Here is a 3,225-nt window from a genome sequence, read left to right on the forward strand (position 1 = left end):
TGCGCGGAAATCATCTGCGTCAAGCCAGCCTTCTTGGCCAATTGCTTCAGAATGTATTCAATCCCGCTAGCCGTTAATGCCTGACCACGTTGATTAACGAATAGTTTGTCATGCATAACCGGACTTTTGGCAAGCAACTGTGGGCGGGCATCACGTAAATAACTCGCTAGCGCATCAGCCGCATATTGACCATATGGTACAATGCGCGTCTTATTCCCCTTACCAGTTATCGTGATTACTCGGGCAGCTTGATCTAGCATGCCTAACGTTAAGCCTGCTGCTTCCGATACACGGGCCCCCGTGCCATATAAAATCTCGAGTAACAATCGATTGCGCAATCCGAGCAGGCTCGTATCAGCCATGACGACGTCAAAAAGTTTGTTCAATTCTTTCTCATAAAAGTATCGTGGCAAATGTTGCCCAGCCTTTTTGAGTTGTACACCTGCAAACGGGTTTGTCGTAACAACTGCGTTGCGCTCTAAAAATCGATAAAACGCCCGTAAAGAGCTCACTTTGCGCGCAATCGTCCGGCTGACGTCACCTTTTTCGTAAAGCATCGACAGAAACACACGTGCATCATACTGATCGATGGTAGTTAAATCAACTGGTTTACCATCCCCAGAATCCGTCAAGAATGCAACAAATTCAGTAATATCCGATTGATATGCTTTTTGGGTATCCTCAGAATATTGCCGCTCAACCCGCAAATAGTCCAAAAACAAGCCCGTCAACGTTGCCGTATCCATCTTTATTTTGCCTGCTCTGTTTCTTTTTCAGCCTTAGTATCTGCAACTTCTTCGTCGTCCTTTGGTGTCGTACCATCAGCACGCGTCTTCTCAGTTGGCTTGTCCCATGAGACAAAATCACAATCTGGGTAACGTGAGCAACCATAAAATGTGCGACCACGCTTCGTCTTTCGCTCAACAATTTGTCCGATACCACACTTTGGGCAACCAAGTCCAATTTCTTCAACAATCGTTTGTGTGTTACGACAATCAGGGAATCGAGAACAAGCGTAGAACTTACCATAGCGTCCCATCTTTTCAAGCATCGGTGCCCCACAGACGTCACAATTGAAGCCAGCCAAACGGTCCTTTAATACAATCTTTTCCATTTCCGTTTCGGCTTTCGTTAACTCCTTAGAAAACGGCTTGAAGAAATCGTCTATCACTTTGACCCAATTTTCTTTGCCTGCCTCAACGTTATCTAAGCTCGTTTCAACTTCAGCTGTAAATTTAATGTTTGTCACATCTGGGAAAAATTCTTGCACTGTATTTTGGACCAACTCACCTAGTTCGGTTGGCACAAATTTCTTCGCATCAATTCGGACGTAGCCACGCTTCTGAATCGTTTCAATCGTCGCAGCATACGTTGATGGTCGACCAACGCCATTCTCTTCAAGTGCCTTAACTAAGGCCGCTTCAGTATAGCGGGCAGGCGGTTGGGTAAAGTGCTGTTCAGGTGACATTTTAGCCAACTGAACCAAGTCGCCAACCGTTAACGTTGGTAGCTTGTTATCCTTTTCCTTCGCAGCCGGATACGCCTTCGTAAATCCAGCAAACTTCGTCTTTGAACCATTGGCACGGAACATCACCCCGTTTTGCTCAATCGTAACTGCCATGGTATCCAAAATTTCAGGCGTCATTTGACTTGCCACAAAACGTGACCAGATGAGTTGATACAACTTAAACTGGTCATTCGTCAACTTATCCTTAATCGACGCTGGTGTCCGGAAAACCGACGTTGGTCGAATTGCTTCGTGGGCATCTTGGGCACCTTCTTGTTGCTTACCTTGGACTGGCTTAGTTGCTGCGTACTCAGCACCATATTCTTCATGAATAAACGTTGACGCATCAGCCTTGGCGATTTCAGAAATTCGCGTTGAATCGGTACGCATGTAGGTAATTAATCCAACACTACCCTCTTTACCCCCTAAGTTGATACCTTCATACAACTGTTGTGCCGCCATCATTGTTTTCCGGGTGCGGAAGTTTAACTGGGTGTTCGCAGTTTGTTGCAAAGTTGATGTCGTAAAGGCCGGCTGTGGATTACGCTTGCGTTCCTTAGCTTCAACCTTGGTAATATCAAAATCACTCTTTTGATTAAGGCGTCGTAAGATATCTTGAACAGCTTCATTATCGGGCAATTCCAATTTCTTACCGTCAACGCCATAAAAAGTGGCTTTAAAGGTCGTTTTGTCCTTCTTGAACTCTGAGTCCATTGTCCAATACTCATCCGGTTGGAAGGCCTGAATTTCATTTTCACGTGCAATAACGAGCCCTAGTGCGACAGATTGCACACGGCCAGCAGACAAGCCTTTTTTAACCTTCTTCCACAAAATTGGTGAAATTGAGTAACCAACCAAACGATCCAAGACACGTCGAGCCTGTTGGGCATCTACAAGATCCATATCAATCTTACGTGGCTGCTTAAAAGCGTCCTTAACCGCATCTTTGGTGATTTCGTTGAACACAACTCGGTTTTCACCAGACTCTAAATCCAAATCTAAAATGTGTGACAAATGCCAAGCAATGGCCTCCCCTTCACGATCCGGGTCGGATGCCAAGTAAACATGTTTAGCGGCCTTTGCATCTTTCTTTAGCCCCTTGATCACATCTCCTTTACCACGAATATTAATGTACTTTGGTGCGTAATCATTCTCGATATCAACACCCATGGTTGACTTTGGCAAATCACGAATGTGGCCAATACTAGCAACCACCTTATATGTGCTACCTAGATACTTTTCAATCGTTTTCGCTTTCGATGGAGACTCAACGATTACCAAGTTTTTCTTTGGCTTCGCCTTAGACTTTGTTTTGGCTTTCGTAGTCGTCGCACGCTTTTTAGCTGGCTTTTTTTCTGTTTCTGTTGCCATGGCGTGGACCTCTTTTCTGTTAGTTTTTTGTTTTCTTCTATATATAGCAGTTAAAATGCTCTATCACTAAAGTACTATACACTACCTGTCTAGAATTTGACAAATGCTAACTAGGTCATCTGTGAAACATTTACCAAGCGTTAACGTACTCTGCCAAAATCTGGGCTGGCGAAATAAGCGGTATTGCGCCTGCTACAATTAATGCGTTAGTCCCTGCCGAAAGTGGGTTAGTCACTGGACCTGGCACCGCCATCACAACCCGATTTTCATCAAGAGCTACATTGGCCGTAATTAACGATCCCGATTTTTGGCGTGCTTCAACGATAACAGTTGCTTGGGCTAACCCG

General features: G+C 44.8%; 3 protein-coding genes. All 3 read right to left on the reverse strand.

Annotated elements, in window-relative coordinates; genetic code table 11:
* Positions 1-746, reverse strand: a 746-nt coding sequence (locus WEIDD23_RS02080) for a tyrosine-type recombinase/integrase (protein ID WP_242865390.1), incomplete at its 3' end; no start/stop codon positions are given.
* 2 nt (positions 747-748) lie between these two features.
* Complete coding sequence (gene topA, locus WEIDD23_RS02085) at positions 749-2,878, reverse strand: type I DNA topoisomerase (protein ID WP_010373718.1); 2,130 nt, start codon at positions 2,876-2,878, stop codon at positions 749-751.
* Between the two features lie 130 nt (positions 2,879-3,008).
* Positions 3,009-3,225: DNA-processing protein DprA (locus WEIDD23_RS02090; protein WP_197458767.1), on the reverse strand; the 217-nt coding region annotated here is incomplete at its 5' end.

Origin of the sequence: Weissella sp. DD23 (assembly GCF_001579105.1) — a bacterium.
GTDB lineage: Bacteria > Bacillota > Bacilli > Lactobacillales > Lactobacillaceae > Weissella > Weissella cibaria.

Coding starts and splice junctions, on each gene's coding strand:
- topA (WP_010373718.1), bottom strand. CDS start 2,878: ATGGCAACAGAAACAGAAAAAAAGCCAGCTAAAAAGCGTGCGACGACT.